Annotated in this window: 17 protein-coding genes and 1 other RNA gene; 10 read left to right on the forward strand and 8 right to left on the reverse strand. The window is 54.4% G+C overall.

Annotated elements, in window-relative coordinates:
* Window positions 1-262 precede the first annotated feature (262 nt).
* From ABD720_RS19340 to ABD720_RS11585, 4 genes are read left to right on the forward strand one after another with little or no spacing between them, the layout of a single operon-like run.
* Window positions 263-520: a helix-turn-helix domain-containing protein gene (locus ABD720_RS19340; RefSeq protein WP_425547968.1), complete on the forward strand. Its 258-nt coding sequence runs from the start codon at window positions 263-265 to the stop codon at window positions 518-520.
* A 13-nt stretch (window positions 521-533) separates the two neighbouring features.
* Window positions 534-2,126: a replication endonuclease gene (locus ABD720_RS11575; protein WP_344763441.1), complete on the forward strand. Its 1,593-nt coding sequence runs from the start codon at window positions 534-536 to the stop codon at window positions 2,124-2,126.
* Window positions 2,123-3,145 (forward strand): MobV family relaxase, encoded by a 1,023-nt coding sequence (gene mobV, locus ABD720_RS11580; RefSeq protein ID WP_344763442.1) that lies wholly within the window; start codon window positions 2,123-2,125, stop codon window positions 3,143-3,145. Before ABD720_RS11575 ends, mobV begins: the two co-directional genes overlap by 4 nt.
* Window positions 3,132-3,491 carry a hypothetical protein gene (locus tag ABD720_RS11585; protein WP_344763443.1) on the forward strand — a complete coding sequence of 120 codons (360 nt, stop codon included), beginning with the start codon at window positions 3,132-3,134 and terminating at the stop codon, window positions 3,489-3,491. Before mobV ends, ABD720_RS11585 begins: the two co-directional genes overlap by 14 nt.
* A gap of 211 nt (window positions 3,492-3,702) precedes the next feature.
* Here the strand turns inward: ABD720_RS11585 and ABD720_RS11590 are convergent, their stop codons facing one another.
* From ABD720_RS11590 to ABD720_RS11625, 8 genes are all read right to left on the reverse strand, one after another.
* Complete coding sequence (locus ABD720_RS11590) at window positions 3,703-4,188, reverse strand: restriction endonuclease subunit S (protein ID WP_344763444.1); 486 nt, start codon at window positions 4,186-4,188, stop codon at window positions 3,703-3,705.
* Window positions 4,188-6,035 (reverse strand): HsdM family class I SAM-dependent methyltransferase, encoded by a 1,848-nt coding sequence (locus tag ABD720_RS11595; protein ID WP_344763445.1) that lies wholly within the window; start codon window positions 6,033-6,035, stop codon window positions 4,188-4,190. The genes ABD720_RS11590 and ABD720_RS11595 overlap by 1 nt, the downstream gene beginning before the upstream one ends.
* A 351-nt stretch (window positions 6,036-6,386) precedes the next feature.
* The gene (locus tag ABD720_RS11600) at window positions 6,387-7,895 is read right to left on the reverse strand and encodes a DUF6538 domain-containing protein (protein WP_344763446.1); all 1,509 of its coding nucleotides are present in this window, start codon (window positions 7,893-7,895) and stop codon (window positions 6,387-6,389) included.
* 90 nt (window positions 7,896-7,985) lie between these two features.
* Window positions 7,986-8,347, reverse strand: a transfer-messenger RNA (tmRNA) gene (gene ssrA, locus ABD720_RS11605).
* A 45-nt stretch (window positions 8,348-8,392) separates the two neighbouring features.
* Window positions 8,393-9,082 (reverse strand): HAD family hydrolase, encoded by a 690-nt coding sequence (locus ABD720_RS11610; RefSeq protein ID WP_344763447.1) that lies wholly within the window; start codon window positions 9,080-9,082, stop codon window positions 8,393-8,395.
* 56 nt (window positions 9,083-9,138) lie between these two features.
* Window positions 9,139-9,834 carry a bifunctional 2-polyprenyl-6-hydroxyphenol methylase/3-demethylubiquinol 3-O-methyltransferase UbiG gene (gene ubiG, locus ABD720_RS11615; RefSeq protein WP_344763448.1) on the reverse strand — a complete coding sequence of 232 codons (696 nt, stop codon included), beginning with the start codon at window positions 9,832-9,834 and terminating at the stop codon, window positions 9,139-9,141.
* A gap of 119 nt (window positions 9,835-9,953) precedes the next feature.
* Window positions 9,954-10,598, reverse strand: a complete 645-nt coding sequence (gene ompA, locus ABD720_RS11620; protein WP_344763449.1) for an outer membrane protein OmpA — start codon at window positions 10,596-10,598, stop codon at window positions 9,954-9,956.
* A gap of 297 nt (window positions 10,599-10,895) precedes the next feature.
* Window positions 10,896-11,585 carry an OmpA family protein gene (locus ABD720_RS11625; RefSeq protein WP_344763450.1) on the reverse strand — a complete coding sequence of 230 codons (690 nt, stop codon included), beginning with the start codon at window positions 11,583-11,585 and terminating at the stop codon, window positions 10,896-10,898.
* 253 nt (window positions 11,586-11,838) lie between these two features.
* Here ABD720_RS11625 and gyrA point away from each other — a divergent pair, with 253 nt between their 5' ends.
* From gyrA to aroA, 6 genes are all read left to right on the forward strand, one after another.
* On the forward strand, window positions 11,839-14,517 hold the full coding sequence (gene gyrA, locus ABD720_RS11630; RefSeq protein ID WP_344763451.1) for a DNA gyrase subunit A: 2,679 nt from the start codon (window positions 11,839-11,841) through the stop codon (window positions 14,515-14,517).
* Between the two features lie 3 nt (window positions 14,518-14,520).
* Window positions 14,521-15,624, forward strand: a complete 1,104-nt coding sequence (gene serC, locus ABD720_RS11635; RefSeq protein WP_344763452.1) for a 3-phosphoserine/phosphohydroxythreonine transaminase — start codon at window positions 14,521-14,523, stop codon at window positions 15,622-15,624.
* Between the two features lie 66 nt (window positions 15,625-15,690).
* Window positions 15,691-16,767 carry a prephenate dehydratase gene (gene pheA, locus ABD720_RS11640; RefSeq protein ID WP_344763453.1) on the forward strand — a complete coding sequence of 359 codons (1,077 nt, stop codon included), beginning with the start codon at window positions 15,691-15,693 and terminating at the stop codon, window positions 16,765-16,767.
* A 93-nt stretch (window positions 16,768-16,860) separates the two neighbouring features.
* On the forward strand, window positions 16,861-17,967 hold the full coding sequence (gene hisC / locus ABD720_RS11645; protein WP_344763454.1) for a histidinol-phosphate transaminase: 1,107 nt from the start codon (window positions 16,861-16,863) through the stop codon (window positions 17,965-17,967).
* A gap of 16 nt (window positions 17,968-17,983) precedes the next feature.
* Window positions 17,984-18,892 carry a prephenate dehydrogenase gene (locus ABD720_RS11650; RefSeq protein WP_344763455.1) on the forward strand — a complete coding sequence of 303 codons (909 nt, stop codon included), beginning with the start codon at window positions 17,984-17,986 and terminating at the stop codon, window positions 18,890-18,892.
* Window positions 18,892-20,217 carry a 3-phosphoshikimate 1-carboxyvinyltransferase gene (aroA, locus tag ABD720_RS11655; protein ID WP_344763456.1) on the forward strand — a complete coding sequence of 442 codons (1,326 nt, stop codon included), beginning with the start codon at window positions 18,892-18,894 and terminating at the stop codon, window positions 20,215-20,217. The genes ABD720_RS11650 and aroA overlap by 1 nt, the downstream gene beginning before the upstream one ends.
* Window positions 20,218-20,301: the final 84 nt, after the last annotated feature.

A 20,301-nucleotide genomic window follows, 5' to 3' on the forward strand; every position in this document is an offset into this window, starting at 1 on the left:
GCATGTAACCCGTTTGAGCCAGCGCCTGAATTGGTGCCGAATTACGCGGAATAGGCGGCGATCAGCAATCGCCCCTGGTTAGGGTTATAGCTGAAATCCTGTGACCAACGCGTAAGCATTCCGAATGGCGATCGGAACTTTATTAAAACGGCTCCAGTCAGGGTATGGAGACCGGTATTCAGCACCCCCAGCATTTCATAATCGAAATGCGCTGTGACCGCCCCACGGGGGACGCACAGTCCAAAATTGGTGTGTGCTGAAAATGAAATCAACTATCAATAATAGCCCATTGGCTATTTCAATCCGCGAAGCCGCCCTCATGCTGGGCGTCGCCTCCCAGACTCTCTATAACCAAATATCCGCCGGCAATTGCCCGATTCGGACGTTTAAATTTGGCGGCAGGCGGCTTGTTAGTACCTCTGACATCCTTGCCCTAGTCGGTCGAAGCGACCCGAATCGACCGCAAACTTATCTTCAACGACAACAGTCAACCGCTCAAAAAACGCGCCTTTCTCGCTAACCGGTGCGACCAAATGACTGACCTATTGACTGCGGCTGAAAACCGGGCGGCGCTTGTGTTGCCGAATGATCTTGAAACACAAATATATAACGCCAGCTATCCACATGTCGATTTTGATACGCTGCAAATCGACGGGTACCGGATTGCCGGAATGGCGCTTCGCATGGCGGAGCTTTGCATTGAGGCGCGGCATAGCGGCCTCGACCCCTTTGAGGAGCTTGCGCCATTTGCGAGCTTAATCGACCGAATCGGCATTCCTGCACCACATGTCGCAAATGTCGGGTTGTGGTTTCGCAAAAAACTTCTTCGTGATGCGCGACAAACGCTGGATCTACGCGCACATTCCAATCAATTAATCGGAAAGGGCGGGATGCAAATTGTGTGTGACTCGGTTCTAAAATCGCGGAAAAATCAGATTAAATCACAGAAGAAATATCTCGAAGAGTCACAAATGGTCTCGATGTCAGGAAATGGGATCGAGACCAGACTCTCGTTAGCAGCGGTTTACAACAGCCCTGAAAAACGCGCGTCAAAACATTATTGTCGAGTGCTTGGACTCGATGAATTTTGTACACGGCGCGGGTTAATCGGCCATTTTCTAACGATGACGCTTCCGTCTGAATACCACCCCAATCCGTCCAAAGGGCGAAGGTCGTGGTCTGGCATGACGCCGGCCCAAGGACACGATGAACTGCAACGAAAATGGAGAGACTTCCAAAAAAGATTTGGAAAAACTATGGGTGTACGCGTCGAAGAGCAACATCAAGATGGCTGTGTCCATTGGCACGCGTTGGTTTGGATTGATCAGGCGCGTGTGGCGGACTTTACCGAGAAAATTGAAAAGTATTTCGGTGCAGCGCCGCTTTCAAAAATTGTTGAAATTGACCCAACACGTGCGAGCGCCGCGAGCTACCTAATGAAATATATTTTGAAAGCCACCGGCGCGCAGTACGACGGAACTAATGCCGACATTGCTGACACTGCTACACGCTCCGATGCACACCGCGCGACTTGGGGCGGGCGTGCGATCCAGTTTTTTGACATCAAAGGTAGCGCAACCATCTGGGATGAAATTCGCCGCATACGTGTTGCGACACCGCAATTTAATCAATTAAGTGAACAAGGTAGAGCGCTGCACATGGCGGCAACAGGCAATCAATACGCTGATTTTTTGGAAGTTTTACAAACAGTGCGGGGCGATGACGCGATTAGCAATTGTGCCATTTGGTACACCAGGCGAGGATCCGGCACTCGAAAAATTAACGGGATGTTGATCGACTTAGAAGCGATCAATACGCACTCGCGAGCTTGGAAGCTTTGTCAAGCACAGCCATGTCCAAAAACCGACCCCGATGCGTCATCTCCGCTTGATGTGCGGACAGTTACGCATAGTTATCCAAGTAAAGCACGGGAGGGTTTCCAGAGCCATGAAATGAAGGGTGACCGCATTGTCGTAGGAAGAATTGGTGGTTATGAGGCCGATACAATGCATTCGAGGCGGCCGCGTTCCCCAAGATCCACTCTCGAAGAGCGAACGTGCTTTGCGCAGCAAAGTGTAGTGAGTACCCTTCTGGTGAAGGGGCAACTTACGTTAGAAATATCATGAGCTTCGCTATACTGCGCACGAAAAAACTGAAGAGTTTTGGCTCTATCGCTGCGTCGAGCCAGCACACTCATCGGGAACGCGTGACGCTAAATGCTGATTCGAAACGCACGCATCTGAATCTAGCGCTGGGTGCAACAAATACTGCGGAGCTAATGGCAGCCATTCAACTTAGATTGCCCGAAAAGCGACGTAAGGATGCAGTGCTTTGCATCGAGTATCTTGTAACCGCTAGCCCGGAATATTTTCAGGACGCTTGCCAGCGGCGTGGTTATTTCAATGCTGCATTGAAATGGCTCAATGAAAAGCATGGAGGAGCGAATATTATTTGTGCAAATCTGCAATTAGATGAAAAAACTCCTCATCTTGTTGCTTACGTTTTGCCTATCACCCCTGACGGAAGGCTCTCAGCAAAGGAATATCTTGGGGGACGTGAAAAGCTCTCGAGCATGCAAACGAATTTTCACAACCAAGTTGGTATCCCTTTTGGTTTGGAGCGGGGAATCAAGGGTTCGGATGCCACGCATCAAAAAGTGAAAAGATTTTATCAAGCGATGAATACAGTTGTGCGAATCGCCCCTCTTTCCTCTGTTGACCATTTGGCAGGTGCGTTGGGTATAAAAACCAATCGCATGGCGCGTCACGAAGAGGAACTTGCGACGCTGAAACAAAAGAACAGTGTTGCTGGCACTGAAGCGATGTCCGCGCTTCGTAAAAAGATAAATGAAATAAATTCTGATCTGTCTGTTAAGGACAGAATCGCCGTAGATAAATCATCCCGAGTTGTCGTCCTTACCAACACTATCGAACGCATGCGAAGGGATGCTGCAAATGAAGAAATGCGATTGAATTCCAAGGTCGAAAAATTTAAGCAGGAGGCTTCCTTCTTTCGTAAGGATAATGAGTATCTGATAAACCGACTAAGGGAATCATTATCCAGCGACCCGACGGATGAAGGATATATTGACCCGCATCACCAAAACCAGCGCTACTTAAAGAGGATGACAAATGGCACGTTATAATAGCATAGAAACACTAGAGAGTATTTTTCGAGAAAAATTGGAAGACACTCGTGACGACTATCGGAACGGTTGTGGCGGGTGCGCTCTAGCAGAATGGATTGGTATTGACACATTCGAACCCAATAGCAAAATAGGTTCAGTTAATAGCGTCATCATCTTAGTGGGCACCTGTCGCGCTGGAATCAGACTTAGCACTGGGTCGGCCGGATACATACCAATAAAATTTTGCACTGCTAAGAACAAGCCACCGCAAGCGATTAAAAGGCTAGAAAATGACAATCAAAATGGGACCGAAGCGAAGCAGCACAAATTAACATTGTCTGAAATCCGTAATCGTAACTTTTGAAAAACAAAGCGGCTTTGAGTGTACTGGCTCAGACTTGGACTCACTACCAGTGTCGGACTGAAAAGGCAGCTAACGTACCTACGCCGAATTGCCAGGCTGCCAAGCTTCCGGTTAGCGCTTTTTTAAATATCGACGTAGCCGGCCGCCGAAGCGCGAAGAACGGAGGGGACCCAAAAGCGTAACTTTTGGGCTGTTATTGTTAGCGGCCGGGTTAGCCGTCTCTGAGCTGCGCTTCCTTCTCGGCAAGTAGGCTACTCATCATGTTGTTGTTGGCTTCAATCTCTGCCAACAATTTGATCGGTGCTTTTGTATGCAACGGCCTCATCTCAAGGTTTTCTAGACGTCGGCGGCTTGCCTTCCGTCCAAAGGAGAACCGCCAGCTATGAAGCGTGTTGAAAAGAGCCGCGTAGTACAGAACTTCCGACTTTTTCAGTGCGTTCTTAGGTTTCAAAATGGTGCAGGAGTCCCCGCCGTTCCCCTTGGGTAGGAACTCTCCGTAGTGCACAGTTGCATAGCCCAAGCCCGAAATGCATATGGCTGGACCTTTAAAGACTTTGTCTTCGTCAAAAGGCTCTACATACCGCACAACGCCATTATTGATTTCAGTATTTGTAACAAACGGAACTTCGCCTACAACATAGTCATCGGTACTCTTCGATTTTGCTACTGTAATAGCGAATAGCTCATGCATTTTCATTAGTTCAATCCCCTGCGAATTTCTTGAAAGACAAGTTCAGACTGAATCGTACTAAGTGAGCGGCGAAGCTCGTCCGAGTCTAGTTTGGCGTTGTCGAGATACTGTTGCGGTATGAGCTCTAGGTGAGGATCAGTGAGATCCACGGGCTTAGTTTGGATCAAGCCGTCTACCTCGGGAAGTACGCCACCATGAATAAATTTGAATATGCTGCCCTGAAGCGCATCCAATTGATATGGCCTACCATGGGGTAGTCTCCTCTTCTTCAGTTTTATGAAACCATCGTCCGATATTCTGACGAATAGGCATTTTCCGTTCTGTTCGTGAGGAACGCCTTTTCGAATCACCACAATGACTGGTTCTACCGATGCTTGTGGATAGAAAAGGTCATTGGGAAAGCCAATTACCGCTAACAGCGTATTTTGCGCCAAAAGGTGTTTTCTCCATTCCAATTCCCGCCCACTCGCATACATCACAGAGACGGGCACAACGGTCAATAGTAAGCCCTCATCCAGCATCTGATCAAGAGCGTGGTCAATGAATGTGAACTCTTGTTCGTCGTCGCGTTTCAGGGCAAATGGGGGATTCATCAGAACTTTCGAGACGGCTTTCCGGTCGCCAGTGTGATTCTGATATTCCGCACTTGCCTCACCGTTTCGAATTTTTCGATTCAGATTGATGGAGAGACAATCCCCATTGATGATGTTGTTCTTTCCATCGCCTCGGAAAATCATATTGACGATTGCAAGAGCAGCGACGTTGGCTTGCTGCTCTACACCAAAAATTCGATGTTTCTTAAACATCTCAACTTTCGCTGGCTCATTTCGACGGACACGGTCGTATGCTGCGACCAAAAATCCCCCGGTTCCACATGCCGGGTCATAGACTAAGTCAGAGGCTTTAATGTCTAGAATCTCCGCAGAAAATTCAGTGATATGTCTCGGCGTCAAAACAATTCCGATGTCTTTGGCGCCATTGCCATATTTAAGGAAAACCTCATAAAATTTACCGAGCAAATCGTGACTGCCGTCCATGGCAGCTTTGATGTTTATCTTTCGCAAGAGGAAGAACACCCGAACGACCGCAGCTTTGTATTTATTCTTTGCAGCCTCCTCCTGAGGCAATCTCAATTCTATGTACTCTGCAAACTCGCGTTTCGCATGAGTGATCAGAACGTCTTCAGCGCGGTTATTGATGTCTTTAATAAATACGTCTGGAGATCCATTAAAATTTGGGAGGGTGTCGGATACCATTGAGAGTAAAACTGCCGACATTACGGTAGCTCGAAGATCCTTGTTTATCGAAGCCTTGTGGAGTTCTTCGTTTATGCTTTCAGCAATGGATAGGAGCAGAATTTCGTTTGTAACAAGTTCATTCAGGTCCGCGGTGTCGTTGTCCGATAAATATCGTGCTTGATCGGGGGAAAGAAAGCCCGTTATTTTTCGGTTGTTATATTTTACCGGTGAGACGCGGCCATCTAGATGAAGAAAGGCGGTGTTTACCAGGTAACCGTCGTCGTCGTTTCCGGCAACGCCCGTAATTAGACGTGCCTTGACTATTTTGGATTTATTTACGTCTTTGGCGTAGCCAAGAGCTTCGTTATAGGCATCATCGATCTTCTCGTGTGTCCCCTTTGCTTCAATGATCCAAAATACGTCCTCGTGTACCTTTACAACGTATTCTGGCCGCTGTCGCTTTAGTCCGGCTGCGAGCTCCGGATGATCAAGACATTCTTGTTGTGTGTAGACCTGTCCGTTGTTTCCTTTAGATGGATTTCTTGTGTTCCAGCCCATATTGCCAAGATCATTTTTTATGAAGACGTAGGAGGAGAATTCGGATTTTCTTGTCATGTGGTGGTGGATAGTTGTGGTTATAGACGGCTATGACCTTCGGTTTGCAAGTCATTCCGACCGGCGAGCGCGGGTATTTCGTTGCGATATTTAGGGTAGTTTTTTAAAATAGAGAAGATTCACGATTTTCTACCGACATTTGTTCCAGTTATCAGCAATTCCTTTACCTGTCTGGATCGGTCTTTGCTTCGTTCCATTGTAATATGCATGGCCGCTCTCCGAGATGTCGATGCACGCGAAGACGATGGATAACTGAACAGATCATGCGCTGGTGTCATTGCTTTTAGTGCGGAGTCCAGGAAAAATTCAAGATCGCTCGTTTATCGTCCATTGATATTCCCACTAAAAAAATCATTTCCGTTTCAACCGTTTGAAAAAACCGCTGTACTGTCCTGGGACATAATTCGCAAATGACAGAAAAGGATAGTCCAAAAGATTCATCGTCGCTTCGCGCTCTTTAGCCTCTGAGGGAGTGATGTAAATATTGGTTAATACGTCGCTGCCGCGTTCGTGGCCGGTGATCTCTGCGATCAGGGTCTTCTTGTTGGTAATGCAGTACAGACGATTAATAACAACGTACCGAAAGCTGTGAAAAGTTTTTTTCGGATCATCAATCCCAGCGCGCGGCACCTTGCTTCCCGCCGCAGCTGAACGCAAATAGCGGCCATTGAACCAATCGCCAATCGCGTCTCCGTAGCCGTTGATGCGTGAATATGGCAGGTTCGGGAAAAGGCGCGGAAATCCGAAGCGTTTTACATCTTCAACGTATTCTAAAAATCCAAGTTCGATCAGCTTGCGGTGTAGCGGTACAACACGCTTGGACGCTGCATTTTTAAGTCTTTGATCGTCATGATCATCGGTGAATTTGATTACCCACACCGCGCCGATTTGCTGAATATTCTCGATATATAGCTGGGCAATTTCGTTGACGCGTGCGCCGGAAAACAACGCAATCAGGGGCCCCCAGAATTTGTGTGGATCGTCAGAGTGATGGGTTCGCAAAGCTGGATCAAAAATTCGGGTCAAATCATCGTCTTCGAACGGCCTTTTTTGCTGCTCTCCGCGTTTTTCTTTGGTCATGGTGCGTCGCTTGGCAAACGGATTCGATTTCGTCCAATGACCAGCGTCTTTGGCCCAGGTAAAAAACGAACGTAGGCGATCCAAATATTTTTCGCACGTTCTCGGGCCGATTAGCGGAAGTTTGCGCATCGCGGCCTCTTGCATCGTGCGCTCAGCATTTAGATTTTTAAGCGCGGGATTTTTCGTCGCATTGCTGGGCCATGCTTGCAGCGCTTTAACGACACGATTCGCGTCTTGTATGCCGAGGTCATCGATTGGTTGGTCCCCGCAAAGGTCGAGCAGGATGCGACGCAGAACATAATTATAATCGGCGAGATTTTTGTCGGAAAGTAGGCCGCTCTTTCTCTCTGTCAGGAAGTCGTCTATGCAGGCTGACAATAGCTGGCTTTTCGCAATGACGACGGTTGGAGAGGCTGATGCGCCCGTCGCCGCAAGAAAGGTATTGAAACGAGTCTGGTCCTCGTCGTCGGCAATATCGACGTTTTCAACAACCGTTCCGTTAGGCAACGTTAATTTAGCTGCACGCCACGTGCGTATTGAACCGGTGTCCATGTCCTCCAGTAGCTTCTTGATGTCCATAATCTCGCCTTGTCGCAATCTTTTAAAAACTTGTATGAGAGCAAATGCGAGTATAGCTGCCAAGAGGCGGGCTCGGTCAGAATCTGCTGTATGAAGCGCGCGAACGAGATAGCGTGAACCGAACTGCGCGCGCACGTCAATTGGCACCAAAAAACGACAGAAAAGACCAGATGGGCGGGACAGGAAATAAGGCTTCGGCATAAACGATCCTCAAAACGATACCTAAAAAATCGTTTTGAGCATCACCGAAAACGTGCTAGTCTTAAAAAAAACAAAGACTTAGCAAAAGCGTGGTGGAGGCGGCGGGAATCGAACCCGCGTCCAGAAGTACTCTACAGACAGTTCTACATACTTAGTGCTGCCATTTGATTTAATCCGGCCAACGCGGACGCACACGCTGTGGCAAGACGAGTCACCTTGGATTTAGCCTTGAATCAAGTGACCCGATTCAGAGCGATTCCCTGTGAATGACTCTACAGCTGTTGCCAGCCCACCCCAGGGAAGAGATGGTGTAGAGCTAGACAGCAATTAAGCTGCTAGTGCGTACGAGTTATCGTTTGCAGTTATGTTTTTTCTGGTTGTATTTACGAGGTGACCAGCCCTCGGTATGCCCTGCGCTGCTTTGCAACCCCTGTCGAAACCAGGTCGCCCCCAAGCGCATCCATTGTAGCCCATCACGTGGGTCATGCGTGTTGATTTCAGTTGGCTGGCTGGCCACTGTTTTTCAGGCCCGTGATCAGCGCGACGAGTTCTGCTGGCGATGCGACATGCATGTCGGCATTCCACGGCTGCGGATTGAAAGGGTCACCGTAGCCCCAGCCAACCGAGACAGTGGCCATGCCCGCAGCGCGACCGGCTTCGATGTCGCGCAGATCGTCACCCACGTACCAGCACTGGTTTGCATCAATGCCTATCCGGCGGGCGGCTTCAAGTAGCGGGGCAGGGTGCGGTTTTGCATGCGGTGTGGTGTCGCCGGAGATCACGCAGGCGGCGTTGGACAGGGCTAGTTGCGGTACCAGCGCATCGGTAAAACGTGCTGCCTTGTTGGTCACGATGCCCCAGGCGATGTTTTGTTCGCGCAAAGTGGCGAGCATCCGGGCGACACCATCAAACAGAATGCTGTCCACGGCAATGGCCGCTGCATAGTTGTCCAGAAACGCGACACGCAGCGATTCGTAGCCGTCGTCGTCGGGTGTCATGCCGAAGGCAGCGCTGATCAGGCCGCGCGCACCTGCCGACGCACGGGGGCGTAACTGTGCGTAGGGCGTGATCGGTAAGCCGCGTTGCTGCTGGATGCGGTTCATTGCACTCGCCAGGTCAGGGGCGCTGTCGACCAGCGTGCCATCGAGATCAAACAGAATGGCACCAGGTCTTGCGTGTTGCGTCATTGGGTCCGCCAGCATGAAGTCGTGTAAATAACGGGAAAACCGGTCTGGCGCATGGTTTATGCCGGGCGCGTGCAGGCGATCATGTAGTTGACATCGGTATTCTGATTCAACGAATACGATTTGAGGAAGGGGTTGTACGTCATGCCCTTCAGCGTATCGATATCCAATCCTGCTTCACGAACATACCGCGACAATTCGGCGGGCGTGATGAATTTGCGATAGTCGTGCGTGCCACGTGGCAGCAACCGGAGCAGGTATTCGGCGCCCAGAATGGCGAACAGATAGGATTTCGGGTTGCGGTTGAGGGTGGAAAAGAATATCCGTCCACCCGGTTTGACCAGCGTGGCGCATGCACGCACGATGGCAGCCGGGTCGGGAACATGTTCCAGCATTTCGAGGCAGGTGACGACATCGTAGGCGCCAGGTTCGCGCGCAGCCATGTCTTCTGCCGATATCAATTCGTAGCGCATCTGTACGCCGGATTCCAGGCTGTGCAGATCAGCGACTTTCAATGCTTTTTCCGAGAGATCGATGCCGGTGACCGTGGCACCTTTACTGGCCATCGATTCCGCCAGAATGCCGCCGCCACAACCGATGTCGATCACGGTTTTGCCGGAAAGCGCAACGCAAGCGTTGATCCATTCGAGGCGCAGCGGATTGATTTGATGGAGCGGCCGAAATTCGGAAGTGGGATCCCACCAGCGGTGGGCGAGATCACTGAATTTTTTGAGTTCTTGAGGGTCTGCGTTCATGCGCTCCATCATAGCGGGAATGCCGGGTAGCTGCACAGGCGCAGAAAGACAAAAAACGCAAAGCAGGCGCCCATAAAAAAACCCCGCCGGAGCGGGGTTTATCGTGCAGCGTGACGAAATTACTTGGTACGGGTACCAACAACTTCGATTTCAACGCGACGATTTTTGGCGCGGCCTGCTGCGGACTTGTTGTCTGCTACAGGTTGCTTCTCGCCTTTACCTTCGGTGTAGACGCGATTGGCTTCGATACCTTTTGAAACCAGGTAGCCTTTGACGGCTTCTGAACGGCGAACCGACAGTTTCTGGTTGTAAGCATCGGTACCAACGGAGTCAGTATGACCGACGGCGATGATGACTTCGAGGTTCATGCCTTGCAGTTTCGATGCAAGATCATCCAGCTTTGCTTTGCCTTCTGGCTTCAACACTGATTTGTCGAAGTCAAAGAATGCGTCGGCGGCAAAAGTAACTTTTTCGGAAACTGGTGCTGGTGCAACGACGACTGCTGGAGCAACTGGGGCTGGTGTAACTACCGGAGCTGGAGCAGGAGCTGGTTTGGCAATTTCACCATCGCAGCCTGGTACGGCATCAGCCGGGGTCCAGTAGCCGGTGCGCCAGCACAGACCGAATGGATCGCGAACGATTACACCACGTGCATCTTGGACATAGGCGCTTGTTGGCGTCTTGGCCTGGATGTTTTCCTGCGCTTGGGCAGAAAGGGCAACGACTGCGGACGCAGCGAAGACGAGTTTTACTAATTTATTCATGTTTCTCCTCTCGGTTGGGATATCCGCAGAACAAACTGCGCAACAAATGCTACGACATCAAAAAAAAATGGATATTACCACGCTGCACAGCACCGTCGTGCAAGAGAATTATCGTGCTGCAGCGGCTTAACTCCGAGCCATTCTGTCACAAGGTTCTCCCTGTGGCGAAGGTTGTCAAATCAGTCATTTCAGGTTTTTGATACTTTGACGCTTATTTACAACATGAGTGCTAAAAAAATCCCAAATGCTATCGTCCTTGTGCATTGGCTGGCGCAAGCCTGAGGTCGCACTTTTTCGTCAGCGCGCCTCGCCTCGCACCGCGATGATTGCACGACGGTCTGGGGCAAGGCAGGCAAGGAGTATGGCGCGAGGAAGGGTGTCGCTGCATGAAGTCGTTTTTTGTGTGCTGCCCATGCCGATGACGGTCACTTTTTCTTGTGCCACCGTGTTCTGAAGTCGCGCGGCTACTGCGGCGGCACGCTGTTGCGACAAGCGTTGATTGATGCTGGCGAGTCCCAGGCTGTCCGTGTACCCCGTGATGTTGATGGATTCCACATTGCCGCACTGTGCCAGTTGTTGTCTGAAGTCGCGCTCCAGGCGCAATCCCGCTGCAGCAGAGAGTGTTGCCTTTCCGAATGAGAAGCTGTCATCGCTCGAAACGGACATCGTGAAATCGCATCGGCGTGCCGTCTGTGGCGCCACGATTAACGGTGCGCTTGCTGCGACGCTAGTCGACGGATTCAGGTCGGGTGCGGTCGGTTTTGCCATTGGCGAGACCAGATCGCCATCGCAGCCAGATACCGAATCTTCTGCCGACCAATAGCCGGTACGCCAGCACAAGCCCGTACCGCTGCGGGTTACCGCGCCGCGGCTGTCCTGGGCGTAGGCGCCTTGCCGGGGATCGAGTTGAATATTGGTAAGCGATTGCGCTGACGCGTCAAAGACGGCCAAGCCTGATATCAGGCCAAGAGCCAGTTTATTGAACATAGGGTTTTTCATTGTTGATGCCGCCGCAGACCGGGCGACACCACGGTGTTGTCAAAATTTGAACCTTATTTAAACATATTTTTTTCTCGTCCAGTCAGATTTAACCTGCCGGGCAAGCAGGCCTTGTACGGCCTAAAAAGCGGGGATTTGCTGGTCCGCATGCTAAAATATCACGCCTGAAACCCGCAATTGCGACGCCAGCGCTGCATGCGTAACGCACCCTAACCTTAGTCAAAGCACACCCCAACTGCCAATGGATCAATTCGCTAAAGAAACAATCCCGATTTCCCTTGAAGACGAGATGCGGAAAAGCTATCTCGATTACGCGATGAGCGTGATTGTGGGACGTGCACTGCCGGACGTGCGTGATGGGCTCAAGCCGGTGCATCGCCGTGTGCTGTTTGCGATGCATGAAATGAACAACGTCTTCAATCGGCCGTATGTCAAATGCGCGCGCGTGGTGGGTGAAGTCATGGGCAAGTACCATCCCCACGGCGACCAGTCGATCTACGACACGCTGGTGCGGATGGCGCAGGATTTTTCGTTGCGCTACACGCTGGTGGATGGTCAGGGAAACTTTGGCTCGGTCGATGGCGACAACGCTGCGGCGATGCGTTACACCGAGTGTCGGCTGGACAAGATTGCCAATGAAATCCTTGCCGATATCGACAAGGACACCGTTGATTTTGTACCGAACTATGACGGCAAGGAAAGAGAGCCAACGGTCTTGCCGACCCGTATTCCGAACCTGCTGATCAATGGTGCGTCCGGCATTGCCGTCGGCATGGCGACCAACATTCCGCCACACAATATTACCGAAGTCATCGACGGCGCATTGCATGTGCTGCGCAATGCCGATTGCACGATCGATGAGCTGATCGAAATCATTCCGGCGCCGGACTTTCCGACGGCCGGCATCATTTACGGCGTCTCCGGCGTGCGCGATGGCTATCGCACCGGGCGCGGCCGTATCGTGATGCGCGCAAAGACGCACTTCGAAGAGTATGGCAAGGAAAGCCGCACCGCGATCATCGTTGACGAGCTGCCGTACCAGGTCAACAAGAAGTCGCTGCTCGAACGTATCGCCGAACTCGTGCGCGACAAGAAACTCGATGGTATTTCGGATATCCGGGATGAATCCGACAAATCCGGCATGCGCGTTGTCATCGAACTCAAGCGCGCCGAAGTGCCGGAAGTCGTCCTCAATAACCTGTACAAGCAGACGCAATTGCAGGACACGTTCGGCATGAACATGGTGGCGCTGGTCGATGGCCAGCCCAAGCTGCTGAACCTCAAGCAGATGCTGCAATGCTTCCTGTCGCATCGTCGCGAAGTGGTGACGCGGCGGACCATTTTTGAATTGCGCAAGGCACGCGAGCGTGGTCATGTGCTGGAAGGCCTGGCCGTTGCGCTGGCCAATATCGACGACTTCATTGCCATCATCAAGGCCGCACCAACACCACCGATCGCCAAGGTCGAGCTGATGGCGCGCGCCTGGGATTCGTCGGTCGTACGCGAAATGCTGGTGCGTACCGGCGAAGAAGCGCTAGGCGGCATCAATGCCTTCCGTCCCGAGAACCTGCCCAAGCATTACGGTATCCAGCCGGATGGCTTGTACAAGCTGTCGGACGACCAGGCCCAGGAAATCCTGCAGATGCGCTTGCAGCGCCTGACCGGCCTGGAGCAGGACAAGATTGTCAACGAGTACAAAGAAGTGATGGCGCAGATCGCCGACCTGCTCGACATTCTGTCGAAGCCGGAACGCGTTACCGTGATCATCGTCGACGAGCTGACCGCCGCCAAGCTGGAATATGGCGAAGGCGCCAAGGACGAGCGCCGTTCGTTCATCGAACACAATGCCACCGACCTCGGCACCGAAGACCTGATCACGCCGCAGGACATGGTCGTTACCTTGTCGCACACCGGTTACATGAAGTCGCAGCCGATTTCCGAATACCGTGCGCAGAAGCGTGGCGGGCGTGGCAAGCAGGCGATGGCGACCAAGGAAGATGACTGGATCGACCAGCTTTTCATCGCCAATACCCACGACTACATCCTGTGCTTCAGCAACCGTGGTCGTCTGTACTGGCTGAAGGTGTGGGAAGTGCCGCAGGGTTCTCGCAATTCGCGCGGCAAGCCGATCGTCAACATGTTCCCGTTGCTCGATGGCGAAAAAGTCACCGTGATCCTGCCGGTGTCGGGCGACAACCGCAGCTTCCCTGAAGACCGTTACATCTTCATGGCGACCAGCCTGGGTACGGTCAAGAAAACCCCGTTGAGCGACTTCAGTAATCCGCGCAAGGCCGGCATCATTGCGGTCGATCTGGACGAAGGCGATTTCCTGATCGGCGCGGCACTGACCGATGGCCAGCATGACGTGATGCTGTTTTCGGATTCCGGCAAGGCCGTGCGTTTCGACGAAAACGATGTGCGTCCGATGGGCCGTACCGCCCGCGGCGTGCGCGGCATGAACCTTGAAGAAGGGCAGCAGGTCATCGCGCTGCTGGTCGCCGAAAACGAACAGCAGTCGGTCCTGACGGCCACCGAAAATGGCTACGGCAAGCGCACCCCGATCGTCGAATATACCCGCCACGGGCGCGGCACCAAGGGCATGATTGCGATCCAGACCAGCGAGCGCAATGGCCGTGTGGTTGCTGCCACGCTGGTCGAGCCGAGTGACGAAATCATGCTCATCACCACCGGTGGCGTGCTGATCCGCACCCGGGTTGCCGAAATCCGCGAGATGGGTCGTGCGACCCAGGGCGTGACGCTGATTGCCGTCGAAGATGGCACCAAGCTGAGCGGTCTGCAACGCATCGTCGAACCGGATGTCGAGGAAGGTATCGAGGCAGATAGTGATGAGTCCGGCGATGAGACCGGCGTTAGCGATGCCTCTGTAAAAGACGCAGCAGACGACGCACCACAAGAGTAAATAATGACGCACGTATTCAATTTTTCTGCAGGTCCTGCGGTACTGCCGCGTGAAGTCCTGGTCGAGGCAGCTGCCGAGATGCTGGACTGGCACGGCAGTGGCATGTCGGTCATGGAGATGAGCCATCGCGGCCCGGAATTCATGGCCATCATGGCCGCAGCGCAGCGTGATTTGCGCGAGCTGATGGCGGTCCCTGATAACTACCAGATCCTGTTTTTGCAGGGCGGTGGGCTGGCCGAAAATGCCATCGTGCCGATGAACCTGCTGGGCCGCAAGCCGCAGCCGGCCGTGGTGGATTTCATTCACACCGGATCATGGACCGGCAAGTCAATCAAGGAAGCCGGCAAGTACGCGCAGGTGAATGTGGCGGCCTCGGCAAAAGCATCGGGTTTCGATCACGTGCCAGCGCGTGCCGACTGGACGCTGTCGCCGGATGCGGCCTACGTGCACATTTGTACCAATGAGACCATCGATGGAGTCGAGTATTCCGCGGCACCCGATATCGCTGCGCAGACCAACGGCGCGCCACTGGTGGCCGATGTCTCGTCGCACATCCTGTCGCGCCATATCGATGTCAGCCAGTACGGCGTGCTGTTCGCCGGCGCCCAGAAGAATATCGGTCCGGCCGGCCTGACCATCGTGATCGTGCGCGACGATCTGCTCGGCCATGCGCTGCCGATTTGCCCGTCGGCCTTCGACTGGAAAATCGTGGCCGACAATGGCTCGATGTACAACACGCCGCCGACCTATGCGATTTACATCGCCGGTCTGGTGTTCCAGTGGCTGAAACGGCAGGGCGGCGTGGCGGTGCTGGAACAGCGCAATATCGCCAAGGCAGCGTTGCTGTATGACTATCTGGACAGCAGCAAACTCTATTTCAATCGTGTTGAAAAGGCCGATCGCTCGCGCATGAACATACCGTTCTTCCTGCGCGACGAGACCTTGAACGACGCATTCCTGGCAGGCGCGAAACAGCGCCACCTGCTGCAGCTCAAGGGCCACAAGTCCGTTGGCGGAATGCGCGCGTCACTTTACAACGCGATGCCCATTGAAGGCGTGCAAGCGTTGATCTCCTGGATGCAGGAATTCGAGGCCGCGCACGTTTGAACCAGTGCCGCAGACAGGCAGGTGCAGTGCACCGCCAGCTAGGCATGACCATGCACAGGCCGACGAATGACAACGGATAACAAACTCAAACCGCTGCGCGAGCAGATTGATTCGATCGATGCGCAGATCCTCGCGCTGCTGAACCAGCGCGCCCGCGTGGCCCAGGAAGTCGGGCACGTCAAAGCCGAAACGAGCGCGCCGGTGTTCCGGCCGGAACGTGAAGCGCAAGTCTTGCGCAGCATGGCCGATCGTAATCCGGGACCGCTGGTGGCGCATGATGTGCAAACGATTTTCCGCGAAATCATGTCGGCCTGTCGTGCGCTGGAAAAACGCGTGACGGTGGCTTACCTCGGTCCTGTCGGCACCTTCAGCGAACAGGCGGTGTACCAGCAATTCGGCCGCGCCGTCGACGCCATTGCGTGCACGTCGATAGACGAAGTGTTCCGGGCTGCCGAAGCCGGTACCGCAGACTTTGGCGTGGTACCGGTCGAGAATTCGTCCGAAGGCGTCATCAATCGCACGCTCGACCTGCTGCTGCAAACCACGCTGGCCATCAGCGGCGAGATTTCCATTCCGGTACACCTGAGCCTGATGACCCGCTCCGGCACGCTCGACGGCATCACGCAAATCTGTGCGCATTCGCAAGCGCTGGCCCAATCCCAGGTCTGGCTGAACATGAATACGCCGACCATTGCGCGCCAGGCCGTCGCCTCGAACGGCGAAGCCGCGCGCATGGCCAGCGACGATCCGCAGGTCGCCGCGGTGGCCGGTGAAATCGCCGGTGAAAAATACAATCTGCAAGTGGTCAACGCGCACATCCAGGATGATCCGCACAACCGCACCCGCTTCGCCATTATCGGCCGCCTGCATACCACCCCGAGTGGCAAGGACCAGACCTCGCTGGTGCTGTCGGTGCCGAACAAACCGGGTGCCGTCTACAACCTGCTTGCACCACTGGCTGCGAACGATGTCTCGATGACGCGGTTCGAGTCACGGCCGGCGCGGATGGGTACGTGGGAGTACTACTTTTACGTCGATGTCGAGGGCCATGCGCAAGACGCGAAGGTCGCCAGGGCGCTCGATGAACTGAAAACCAATGCTGCCTTTTTCAAATTGCTGGGGTCTTATCCCGCCAGTTTGTAAGGCAGACGGCGGGCCAGCGTGCCCGTACATGCACTTTTTGCGATGCCATTTTGCATCCCGCCATTCACTCGCTCACGTATTGGAAAACCATCCATGTCCACTCAATTCGGCCCTGACTATGTGCGTGCCATTGCTCCATATCAGAGCGGCAAACCGATTTCCGAAGTCGCGCGCGAATTCGGCCTGGAAGAAGCCAGCATCGTCAAGCTGGCCTCGAATGAAAATCCGTTAGGCATGCCGGAGTCGGCACGCCTTGCGATGCATGCGGCCATGGCCGACCTTGGTCGCTATCCGGATGCCAACGGCTTTGCACTGAAAGCCGTCATCAGCGCCAAATACAACGTTGCGCAGGAATGGATCACGCTCGGCAATGGCAGCAACGATATTCTCGAACTGGCGGCGCATGCCTTCGTCGAGCCTGGCCAGGAAGTGATTTTTGCGCAGTACTCGTTTGCCGTGTATGCGCTGGCAACCCAGGCCGTTGGCGGCAAGGCCGTGGTGATTGCGGCAAAAGAGTACGGCCACGACCTGACCGCAATGGCCGCAGCGATCACCGCGCACACCCGGCTGGTGTTCATTGCCAATCCGAACAACCCGACCGGCACGTTCCTGCCGGCAGCCGACATCGCCGCGTTCCTGGCGCAAGTCCCTGAGCACGTGGTGGTCGTGCTCGATGAAGCCTACAACGAATACCTTGCGCCGGAACTGCAATACGACTCGATCGAATGGGTGCGGCAGTATCCGAACCTGCTGGTGTCACGGACTTTGTCGAAGGCGTTCGGACTGGCGGGATTGCGGATCGGTTTCGGTATTGCGCAACCGTCGATCACCGATCTGCTGAACCGGATACGCCAGCCCTTCAACGTCAATTCGATGGCGCAGGCTGCCGCGATTGCTGCGCTGAACGATCATGAATTCCTGGCAAGAAGTGCCACGCTCAACAGCGCCGGCTATCTGCAATTGACCGAGGTCTTTGATGCGCTCGGTCTGGAATACGTGCCATCGTTCGGCAATTTCGTGCTGGTACGTGTGGGTGATGACGATGGCGCTGGTGCGCGCGTGAATCTGGCGCTGCTGAAGTGCGGCGTGATTGTGCGGCCGGTAGGAAACTACGGCTTGCCACAGTGGTTGCGGGTCTCGATCGGATTGCAGGCCGAGAATGCGACCTTCATCGATGCACTGAAACGCATACTGGCCTGAACGGTCGATTTACAGGATGGCTGTCGTGCTTAAAAAAATTGCCATTTTTGGTGTCGGCCTGATTGGTGGCTCGTTTGCGCGTGCACTCCGGCACTCTGGCAGTACCGCACGATTCGTCGGGGTCGGCCGCACTGTCGACGCGCTGGTGCGGGCCCAGGCGCTCGGCATCATTGACGAGATTGCCGTCTCGGTCGAGGACGCTATGCGCGATGCCGACCTGGTGCTGATTGCCGCACCCGTCGCGCAGACCGGCGCGATTCTGCGCGCGGTCGCGCCCCATTTGCAGCCGGGAACCGTCGTCACCGATGCCGGTAGCACCAAGTCCGATGTCGTCGCTGCGGCACGGGCCGCACTGGGCGACAAGATCGGCCAGTTCATTCCCGGTCATCCGATCGCAGGACGCGAGCAGAACGGCCCGGAAGCAGCGATCGCAGATCTTTACGTGGGCAAAAAAGTCGTGCTCACTGCGTTGCCGGAAAACAGCGCCGACGACATCGCGCGCGTGGCCTCGGCCTGGCAGGCTTGTGGCGCCGTGATCCATCGTCTCGATGCGGCCGAACACGATCGCGTGTTTGCTGCCGTGAGTCATTTGCCGCACCTGCTGTCTTATGCGCTGGTCGACGATATCGCCCAAAAGCCGCATGCCGGTTTGCTGTTCCAGTACGCCGCCAGCGGCTTCCGCGACTTCACGCGCATCGCCGGATCCTCGCCGGAAATGTGGCGCGATATTTCACTGGCCAACCAGCCTGCGTTGCTCGGCGAGCTCGATGCGTATCTCGACAAATTGCAGGACCTGCGCCAGATGTTGGCAAACCGGGATGGCGCAGCGTTAGAGGCGATATACGCGAACGCACAGCGGGCCCGGCACAGCTGGATTGCTTCCATCGAAGCGGCTGAACAGCAACACAAACAAGGCGGCGACTGATGCGACATTACCCTTCCCATATCGATCTGGCGCCAGCGCAGCAGGCGCAAGGCGTGGTCCGTTTGCCCGGCTCAAAAAGTATCTCGAACCGTATTTTGCTGCTAGCGGCACTGGCCGACGGCATCACCCACATCAAGGATTTGCTGGCGTCGGATGACACCGACGTGATGCTGGCGGCGTTACAGTCGCTCGGTATTCAATGGCAGCAGATCGGCGACTCGCAGGACTACACGGTGCCGGGGGCTGCAGGCGCTTTTCCGAATCAGCATGCCGACCTGTTCATGGGCAATGCCGGCACCGCGATCCGTCCGCTGACGGCCGCATTGGCCGTGCTCGGTGGCGACTACACGCTGCATGGCGTGGCACGCATGCACGAGCGGCCGATCGGTGACCTGGTCGATGCGCTCAATGCGATCGGTGCGCAGATCGAGTACACCGGCGCGGCAGGGTTTCCGCCGCTGCATATCCGGTCGGGCCAGATCACGCCGCAGGGCTTGCAGGTGCGCGGCAATGTCTCCAGCCAGTTCCTGACGGCCTTGCTAATGGTCGCGCCATTGATTGCACGGCAGCAGTCGGTGACGATCACGGTGGTAGGCGAGCTGATTTCAAAGCCGTATATCGAGATCACGCTCAACCTGATGCGGCGCTTCGGCGTCGAAGTCGAGCGGGATGGCTGGCAGGCGTTCACCATCGCTGCGGGCCAACGTTATTGCAGTCCGGGCATCATCCATGTCGAAGGTGACGCGTCGTCGGCATCCTATTTTCTGGCAGCCGGCGCGATTGCCGGCGGGCCGGTGCGGGTCGAAGGCGTCGGGCGCGACAGCATCCAGGGGGATGTGCGTTTCGTCGAGGCGTTGCAGCAAATGGGCGCGACGGTCACGCTGGGTGACAACTGGATCGAAGCCCGTTCGAACGGCATCCTGACCGCGATCGACGCCGATTTCAATCACATCCCCGATGCCGCGATGACGATTGCGATTGCCGCGTTGTACGCCGATGGGCCGAGCACGCTGCGCAATATCGGTAGCTGGCGGGTCAAGGAAACCGACCGTATTCATGCGATGGCCACCGAACTGCGCAAGCTGGGTGCGAGCGTCGAAGAAGGGGCAGATTTCCTGCGCGTGACGCCGCCTGCGGTATTGCATACTGCGGCCATTGATACCTACGACGACCACCGGATGGCCATGTGTTTTTCGCTGGCGTCCCTCGACGGGTTCGCCCAGAAAGGTGCGCATGTACGCATCAACGATCCGGAATGCGTGGCCAAGACATTCCCCGATTACTTCGAGGTATTCGCTACCGTTGCACGTTCCGGAGTAATCTGACCCGGTTCCTATGAATGCCGCTTTTATACTAACGTCGGTTCGCACCTTCGGCGGGTAGTCGTTCCATCACAAGAAAAATCTCAC

Origin of the sequence: Actimicrobium antarcticum (assembly GCF_039536745.1) — a bacterium.
Taxonomy (GTDB): Bacteria; Pseudomonadota; Gammaproteobacteria; order Burkholderiales; family Burkholderiaceae_D; genus Actimicrobium; species Actimicrobium antarcticum.

Coding starts and splice junctions, on each gene's coding strand:
- ABD720_RS19340 (WP_425547968.1), top strand. CDS start 263: ATGAAATCAACTATCAATAATAGCCCATTGGCTATTTCAATCCGCGAA.
- ABD720_RS11595 (WP_344763445.1), bottom strand. CDS start 6,035: ATGACAAGAAAATCCGAATTCTCCTCCTACGTCTTCATAAAAAATGAT.
- ABD720_RS11600 (WP_344763446.1), bottom strand. CDS start 7,895: ATGCCGAAGCCTTATTTCCTGTCCCGCCCATCTGGTCTTTTCTGTCGT.
- gyrA (WP_344763451.1), top strand. CDS start 11,839: ATGGATCAATTCGCTAAAGAAACAATCCCGATTTCCCTTGAAGACGAG.
- ABD720_RS11575 (WP_344763441.1), top strand. CDS start 534: ATGACTGACCTATTGACTGCGGCTGAAAACCGGGCGGCGCTTGTGTTG.
- aroA (WP_344763456.1), top strand. CDS start 18,892: ATGCGACATTACCCTTCCCATATCGATCTGGCGCCAGCGCAGCAGGCG.
- ABD720_RS11590 (WP_344763444.1), bottom strand. CDS start 4,188: ATGAAAATGCATGAGCTATTCGCTATTACAGTAGCAAAATCGAAGAGT.
- mobV (WP_344763442.1), top strand. CDS start 2,123: ATGAGCTTCGCTATACTGCGCACGAAAAAACTGAAGAGTTTTGGCTCT.
- ompA (WP_344763449.1), bottom strand. CDS start 10,598: ATGAATAAATTAGTAAAACTCGTCTTCGCTGCGTCCGCAGTCGTTGCC.
- ABD720_RS11585 (WP_344763443.1), top strand. CDS start 3,132: ATGGCACGTTATAATAGCATAGAAACACTAGAGAGTATTTTTCGAGAA.
- ABD720_RS11625 (WP_344763450.1), bottom strand. CDS start 11,585: ATGTTCAATAAACTGGCTCTTGGCCTGATATCAGGCTTGGCCGTCTTT.
- hisC (WP_344763454.1), top strand. CDS start 16,861: ATGTCCACTCAATTCGGCCCTGACTATGTGCGTGCCATTGCTCCATAT.
- ABD720_RS11610 (WP_344763447.1), bottom strand. CDS start 9,082: ATGACGCAACACGCAAGACCTGGTGCCATTCTGTTTGATCTCGATGGC.
- ubiG (WP_344763448.1), bottom strand. CDS start 9,834: ATGAACGCAGACCCTCAAGAACTCAAAAAATTCAGTGATCTCGCCCAC.
- serC (WP_344763452.1), top strand. CDS start 14,521: ATGACGCACGTATTCAATTTTTCTGCAGGTCCTGCGGTACTGCCGCGT.
- pheA (WP_344763453.1), top strand. CDS start 15,691: ATGACAACGGATAACAAACTCAAACCGCTGCGCGAGCAGATTGATTCG.
- ABD720_RS11650 (WP_344763455.1), top strand. CDS start 17,984: ATGGCTGTCGTGCTTAAAAAAATTGCCATTTTTGGTGTCGGCCTGATT.